General features: G+C 62.4%; 7 protein-coding genes and 1 pseudogene. 4 read left to right on the forward strand and 4 right to left on the reverse strand.

What is annotated here, in order from left to right; translation table 11 throughout:
* A pseudogene (locus RMO25_RS13050) lies at positions 1-85 on the reverse strand (ribonuclease PH); the annotation flags it as partial.
* A gap of 151 nt (positions 86-236) precedes the next feature.
* Between RMO25_RS13050 and hrcA the strand changes: the two are divergent.
* A complete protein-coding gene (gene hrcA / locus RMO25_RS13055; protein ID WP_309663036.1) occupies positions 237-1,274 on the forward strand; it encodes a heat-inducible transcriptional repressor HrcA in 1,038 nt (345 codons plus the stop codon).
* Between the two features lie 2 nt (positions 1,275-1,276).
* Entirely contained in the window at positions 1,277-1,834 is a 558-nt protein-coding gene (gene grpE / locus RMO25_RS13060; protein ID WP_309663037.1) for a nucleotide exchange factor GrpE, read from the forward strand.
* Here the strand turns inward: grpE and RMO25_RS13065 are convergent.
* The 3 genes from RMO25_RS13065 to RMO25_RS13075 all read right to left on the reverse strand — a co-directional run bounded on the left by RMO25_RS13065 (position 1,831) and on the right by RMO25_RS13075 (position 6,515).
* The gene (locus RMO25_RS13065; RefSeq protein WP_309663038.1) at positions 1,831-2,988 is read right to left on the reverse strand and encodes an FAD-dependent oxidoreductase; all 1,158 of its coding nucleotides are present in this window, start codon (positions 2,986-2,988) and stop codon (positions 1,831-1,833) included. The two genes, grpE and RMO25_RS13065, sit on opposite strands and share 4 nt — an antisense overlap.
* A 105-nt stretch (positions 2,989-3,093) precedes the next feature.
* Entirely contained in the window at positions 3,094-5,766 is a 2,673-nt protein-coding gene (locus RMO25_RS13070; RefSeq protein WP_309663039.1) for a TonB-dependent receptor, read from the reverse strand.
* A gap of 278 nt (positions 5,767-6,044) precedes the next feature.
* Positions 6,045-6,515: a vgr related protein gene (locus RMO25_RS13075; RefSeq protein ID WP_309663040.1), complete on the reverse strand. Its 471-nt coding sequence runs from the start codon at positions 6,513-6,515 to the stop codon at positions 6,045-6,047.
* A 102-nt stretch (positions 6,516-6,617) separates the two neighbouring features.
* Between RMO25_RS13075 and RMO25_RS13080 the strand changes: the two genes are divergently transcribed.
* Complete coding sequence (locus tag RMO25_RS13080; RefSeq protein ID WP_309663041.1) at positions 6,618-6,854, forward strand: acyl carrier protein; 237 nt, start codon at positions 6,618-6,620, stop codon at positions 6,852-6,854.
* Positions 6,855-6,957: 103 nt separating this feature from the next.
* Positions 6,958-7,082 (forward strand): beta-ketoacyl synthase N-terminal-like domain-containing protein (locus RMO25_RS13085; protein ID WP_309663042.1); only part of this gene is annotated, 125 nt, incomplete at its 3' end.

The following is a 7,082-nucleotide window of genomic DNA, read 5'->3' on the forward strand; positions in this document are numbered from 1 at the left end:
GGCACGAGCCTTCGGCATGGCGGGTGAAACCGGGCTCGAAACGCAGTTCGCGCATTTGGTCGGGGGTGCGGCCGCTGGGGCGCATTCAAGGACTCCTCAGGTGAAAGACGGGTTGCGGCTGGTCACTAGACCGCGCGGCCAGCCTCCGCCACCCTTCGTCATTGCGAGTGAAGCGAAGCAATCCAGCTTTGAACATGGATTGCTTCGTCACCAAGTTCCTCGCAATGAAAGTGAATATGACCACCCAGCCGATCAACGAACTTAGCGACCGCATGCGCTCGATTTTCGGACTGGTCGTCGAGGCCTATCTGGAGCGCGGCCACCCGGTCGGCTCCAAGGCGCTGGCCGGGACCATCAGCCTGTCGCCGGCATCGATCCGCGGCGTCATGCAGGAATTGGAGGAACGCGGTCTCCTGACCCATCCGCACACGTCGGCCGGGCGCGTCCCGACCGAGAGCGGCCTCAGGCTGTTCGTCGACGGCATCATGCAAACGTCGCTTCCGGATGCCCGCGAGCAAGCGGCGATCGAAGCGCAAATGGACCGCGACCAGCCAATCGAGCAGGCGCTGGCGGCGGCGTCGTCGGCGCTGTCTGGTCTGTCGTCCTGCGCTGGCGTGGTGATGGCGCCAAAGCGCGAGCTGCGCCTGAAGCAATTGAGTTTTATGGCATTGGACCCGGGCCGCGCGCTGGCCGTTTTGGTCGGGACCGACGGCAGCGTCGAGAACCGGGTCGTACCGGTCGATCCGGGGACCGGCCCGTCGGCGCTCAATGAAGTGGCCAATTTCGTCAACGCGCGACTGTCCGGAATGACGCTGGGCGAGGCGGAAGCGCGGCTGCGCAAGGAAATCGCGCAGCGCAAGGAAGCGCTCGACCACGCCGCGGCCGAGCTTATCGCCTCTGGATTAGCAGCGTGGAGCGAGGATCATGCCCGCCGCCCGGTGCTGATCGTGCGCGGCCAGGCGAATTTGATCGACGAACGCTCTGGCGAGGATCTGGAACGCGTGCGGCGGCTGCTCGACGAGCTCGAAGACCGACAGGAAATCGTCCGGCTGCTGGAGGGCGCGCGCGACGCGCCCGGATGCCGCATTTTCATCGGTTCGGAGAACCGGATGTTCGCTTTGTCTGGCTCGTCGGTGATCGCCGCCCCCTATCGGGGGAGCCAAGGCCAGGTGGTAGGCGTTGTCGGCGTAATCGGTCCGACACGGTTGAACTATGCCCGGGTGGTTCCCATGGTAGATTTCACGGCCAAGGCCCTAACCAGATTGATGGCATGACGATGAATATCAACGACGACGAGAAGCTGCACGACGAAGCGGAGGAAATCCGCAAAGAGACGGCGGCGGCTTCTCCAGAACTCGCCGAACATGACCGCTTCGCCGAACTCGAAAAAGCGCTCGAGGACGCCAACAGCAAGGCGCTCTATGCGACCGCCGAAACCCAGAACGTGCGCCGGCGGCTCGAGGCCGAGAAGGCGCAGGCGGCGGCCTTCGCCGCGGCTGGCTTCGCCCGCGACATGCTGGCGATCAAAGATCATCTCGAACGGGCGCTGGTAGCGGTTTCGGACGAGCTTCGCGCCGACCAGACGGCGGCGAATTTCCTCGCCGGGATCGAAGCCACCGCGCGCGAGCTCGAAGCGGCCTTCGCGCGACACGGAATTACGCGCATCGACTCGATTGGCCAGGCGTTCGACCCGCACAAGCACCAGGCGATGATGGAAATTCCCACCGACCAAACCCCGCCGGGCACGATCGTCGAGGAAATGCAGTCGGGTTATATGCTCAAGGACCGGCTGCTGCGGCCGGCGCTGGTCGGGGTCGCGAAACAGCCCGATTAATGCACTTCGCGGTGCTGGTTCTCGCCTTTTGTGGCGAGGCCGAAGCGGGGTTCGGTATTGATCTCGTTAAACAAGCGCGCCGCGGCGTAGCGGCCGACTTCCGGGCCATGCTTGAAGCCGTGGCCCGATCCGCCGCCAACCAGCAGCGCATTGTTCAGCTGCGGGTGGAAATCGATCAGGAAATCGCCGTTCGTGCTATTCTCATACTGGCAGACGCGGGCCTCCGTCAGCGCCGCGCCGCGGAGCGCGGGGAAGCGGCGATCCCGATAAGCGACCACTTCGGCCAGCCCGGTGTCTGACGGTCGCCGGTCCTGCGTGTCGGGATCAACCACTGGGCCATGCACGTCATAAGCAAATTTGACCCCGCGATTCTCAAGGTCGGGAAAACCGTAGAACATGTCGCCGCCGTTGAAATCGGCCCAGCCGGGCATTGCTTCGGGCAAAAACCGGCGGTCACCGGCAGGGGGAGCGAAGAAAAACACTTCCTGGCGGGTAGCGACGATCTTGCGGCCGAGCAGGGTGGGGAAGAATTTTGGCAACCATGGTCCCAATGCGAAGACGAAATGGTCGGCCACGATGCGCTCACCGGACGCCAGCGCGACCGCGTCGAGATTGTCGCCCGACGGAGCAGGCGGCAGCGCGGCGGCGCGCAAATAGGTGCCGCCATCGCGGACGAACTGCTGGACCAGGGTCTGGACCGCGCGCCGCGCCATCAACGCGCCGAAACCGGGTTCGAACAGGCCCGCCGTGACGCCGTCGAAATCGAACATCGGGAAGCGCCGCGTCAGATCGCGGTTGTCCAGCAATTCGCTCGGCAGGTTGAGCGCACGGTGCGTTGCGACCGAATCGGTGAAATAGGCTTCTTGATGCTGGAAGAAGAACAGAATGCCGGCGGGGATGAAGATCGGCAGGCCGGAAATCGCGCTTAAGGTTTTCCATTGGGCTAGGCTGTCGAGCGCCATGCGGGTGTAAATCGCGTCCTTGCCATAGGCGGCGCGAGTCAAACGGGATTCGCCACCCGACGAGGCGCGGCTATGCGCCGGGCCATGTTGGTCGACCAAGGTGACGCGGTGACCCGCTCGGTGCAAATGGTGCGCGGTCCAGGCACCGAACACGCCGGCGCCGATGACAGCGATATGCGCTTTGGAACCCATAGGTGCAGCTTTGAGGATGGCGGGCGATAAAGCAACGCTGCCCGCTCCTATGGCCGAAGCCTTCAGGAGCGAGCGGCGCGTTAGCTTCATCGCATCAGACGACGATCAGCCGCGCTCTGGTTCTGGCGCCGGTGGCGGCGGCGGTGGCGGTGGCAGCGGACAGGCGTCGGTCGCCAGGATCACCGAGCCATCACCGCAGGTTTGCGTTGCGGGCGGCGGCGCCGGCGGCGGCGGGGGTGGAGGCGGCGGTGGAGGCGGCGGTGGTGGCGCGGCCCGGCCTCCGAAGCTCTGGCGGACCGTCAGGCCAATCGTCCTGGGCGTGCCAACATTGTAGCCCAGCCGAGCGCGGCCACCGCGTTCGCGATCGAACGACAGTTTCGGATCCTCGTCGAACAGATTCTTGACGTAGGCCACGATCTCGAGACCGCTGTCCCACTTGATCCCCGTCGACAAGTTGATGAGGGTGTAGGCCGGGAGCCTCAGCGACCCATAGTCCTGCGTGCTCGTACCATAGGCTCCGGTCACAGGATCGAAGTAGATCGAGTTGAAAATTCCGGCACCCGGCTCCTGGTCGCCCGGCTGGGTGTAGCGGTTGCCAACGTGCTGGACGCTGCCGTTCACGGACCAATCGCCGGAGTCGCCGACGCGAGTGGTATAGCTCGCCGATACCGCAGCTTGGTATTTGGGCACGGTTGGCAAACGATTGCCTGCACGAATGCCCGTCCGGCTGGCTAGAATCGGGTCGTCGATGGTGGAATCGAATTTTGATTGGACGACACTACCCGAGAGCGACAGTTCGAAACCGGTCGCCGGGTTGAGCGAAAATTCTGCTTCAAGCCCGGTCGTGTGCGCCTTGGGCACATTAAACACGAGACGCGAAGAACAGCTGCCGGCGTCTACCGTCACCTGCAAGTCTTTGATGTTGGTGTGGAAGGCCGCGGCATTGAAGGTCAGGCCTCGCCGCTGGAATTTTACTCCTGCTTCGTAGTTCCAGAGACTTTCATCGTTGTAACTGGACGCAGCAAATGGCGTGTAGATGAGCCGATCTTCAGACGAACAGATTGGCAGGTTCAGTGGATCGTTGACACCGCCGACGCGGAAGCCCTTCGACGCCTGGATGTTGAAGCTGAAATTGCGGTTGGGTTCGTAGGTGGCAATGACCCGTGGCGAGAAACCGTGCGACTTGGTCTTGTCGCCGATCCGCGTATCGCCATTGGCAAAGATGCCGCCCGAAATGAAGTCGCGCGTTTCCTTGAAGCCGTAATAACGCCCGCCGGCGGTCAGCTTGACCTGGCCGAAATCGTAGCTGGCTTCGCCGAACACGGCCGATTGCTGGATGATGTACGGCAGGTCGGCATTGTAAGGAGAGTCGGCGCCGAAGCCGTTGAAGGTGTCGGCGGACACCAGCGGCGTCCTGAGCAGGGGATTGACGTTGTTGACCCGGCACGTGTTGTCGGGGAACGCGACGGTAAAGCACAAAGCGTTGAGGAACAGATTGCCGTAGACGTCATAGCCGGGCGTCGGCAGGCGCTGCGCATATTTGCGGTTCACATGGGTGTAGAAGCCGCCGACCACCCATTGTAGCGGGCCGCTACCGGTCGAGGCCAGGCGCAGTTCCTGCGTCCATTGTTTGAGCTTGGTGGTGTCGCGCAGGTTCGACGGCAAATTGGCGCCCGGTGCGTCGAGTGGCTCAAGCCCCGCGAAGGAAATCGTTACCGAACCGGTCAGCGCCGAGGCATCGCGGCTGACAAGAATGTCGCGGTTGATGTAACTTGAGACCGAAGTCAGCTCGATACCGCCAAAATCGATGCTGGCGGTGAGGTCGCCGATCAACGTGTCGTCTTTGAACTCTTCGCGCAACTTGAGATATTGCGCCCGATTGTCCTTGCCAAGATCGGAGCCGGCGGCACCGGAGGTAAACTGGTTGTCGTAAAGGTTGTAGAACTCCTCGCGGTTGAAACCGTCGGTGCGGATTTGCTGGTAGAGCACTCGCGGCGTGATCTTGATGTCGGGGGTCGGCTCGAACAGCAACGCAACACGGCCGCCGATGCGGCTGCCGTCGTTGACATTCTTGCCGCCGGCCGGGCCGACCGCATCGATGAAGCCGGCGTAGCGGGTGCCGTAGCCGACCGCTCGCAGCGCCATGGTGGGACCCAGGGGGATGTTGATCGCGCCCTTCAAATGATAGCCAATGTCGCTTTCGCCAACGGTGTTGACGTTGGCCTCAACCATGCCCTCGGTGACGCCGATCTTGGGCTGGTTGGTGATGTAACGCAGCGTGCCACCGACTGAACCGGCGCCGAACAGGGTGCCCTGCGGGCCGCGCAGCGTCTCGACGCGGTTCAAATCGAACAGGTCGATGTCGGGCGTGAACAGCGAGACGGAAATCACGGATTCGTCGAGGTAAATGCCGACCTGTTCCTTGACCCCCGGCTGGTCGCGAATGATCTGGCCGGCGGAGACGCCGCGGATCGACACCTGGCTCTGCCCCGGGCCGAGGTTCTGGACGGTCAAGCCGGCGACGTTACGGCTGATATCCTCGATAGTCGATGCATTGGACCGCTGGATGTCTGCTTGGGTTTGGGCGTTGATCGAGAATGGCACGTCCTGGACCCGCGACGCCCGCTTGGTCGCCGTGACAATGATGTCGGCATTGGTGTTGGTGTCGTCGGGCTGGTTGGCCGCCTGCGCGACATCTTCCTGCGTCGATTGCGCCAATGACGGTGTGGCAATAGCGATCGCGGCCGTGCCGATAAGCAAAATCGAAGTCGTGCGCATGTCGAAGCCCCCCAAGAGTGTCGCGTGACTGTCACAATATGCCGAAGAACAGTTTGTTAGGGAAGGGAGCCCTTACGCCTTCGAATATGCAACAACTTCGGTCAGAATTCCGTTGATTCTCTAGGGTGTAGGGCCGGACAGGAAATGCTGTTTGATTCAAACGGCGGCAGGAACGCGGCCGAGTGTGGCCCTAAATCCACGGTAACTCGACAAGCTCACCGACGGGCAGTTGCGTAAAATTGCCTGCGGTCTCGATCCACTCGCGAGGGCACAGGCGGCTAGACAGGACTGAACGGCGTCAACGATCGCAGGCCCAGGAGATCTTGCGTTTGTGGCAATGTGATACCGGCGTTGCCGAGAAACAGGTGCCGAACGATTTCCGCTTGTTGTTCCAGCCCGTAGCGCTCGAACCGCCAGCCATCCTTGATCTCGTACCGATAGCGGCAGAAGGGGTGGCGCATCAGCGGGAGGTAAAAGCGTCCGCGCCTTTGGGTCTGCCAAACATGAGTCATCTCATGGATAAACAGACCCTGCCGGCCCAGCGGCTCGGCGGCGAAGTCTTCGGACCACAAGTCGCCGTGGGGGTGGAAATGAATATTGCCGGTCGGCGCCATGGCCGCGTTTCTCGGTTGGAACGGCCACCATTTGCGCTTGACCAGGCGCACCTTCGGATAATCGATCGCGTCGCCAAACAGCGAGCGAGCAAGGGCGATTTCGCCGGACGTCAGGGGGCGGGAGCGGCGCATCATGGCCGAGACTTAAGCTTGCCGCGCCAGTCGGCAAGTCCGGCCACTTGCCGGGGGCGGGCGTCAACGCTAGGGCAAGGCAAAAGCAAACGGAGGAATGCCAGCATGAGCGAGACTGCCGATCGGGTGAAGAAGATCGTCGTCGAACATCTCGGAGTCGACGCTGACAAAGTCACCGAGGAAGCGAGCTTCATCGATGATTTGGGCGCGGACAGCCTCGACATTGTCGAGCTGGTGATGGCGTTCGAGGAAGAATTTGGGGTCGAGATTCCCGACGACGCCGCCGAGAAGATTGCTACCGTCAAGGACGCGATCGACTATATCGACAAGAACAAGGGCTGATCGGGGCCGCACCCGCCGCCAGATTTACGCCAAGGATGCGGCACGAACGGCTTCCCGAACCAATCGGGAGGCCGTTTGTTTTGAAAGCCGGATGGAGTGAGCAATGCGCCGTGTCGTGGTGACAGGTCTGGGTTTGGTGACGCCGCTCGGCGGTGACGTCGAGACGACGTGGGCCAATATCCTGGCGAGCAAGAGCGGCGCTGGGCCGATCACCCGGTTCGACGCCAG

The sequence above is a fragment of the Sphingomonas sp. genome (genome assembly GCF_031361285.1).
Taxonomy (GTDB): domain Bacteria; phylum Pseudomonadota; class Alphaproteobacteria; order Sphingomonadales; family Sphingomonadaceae; genus Sphingomicrobium.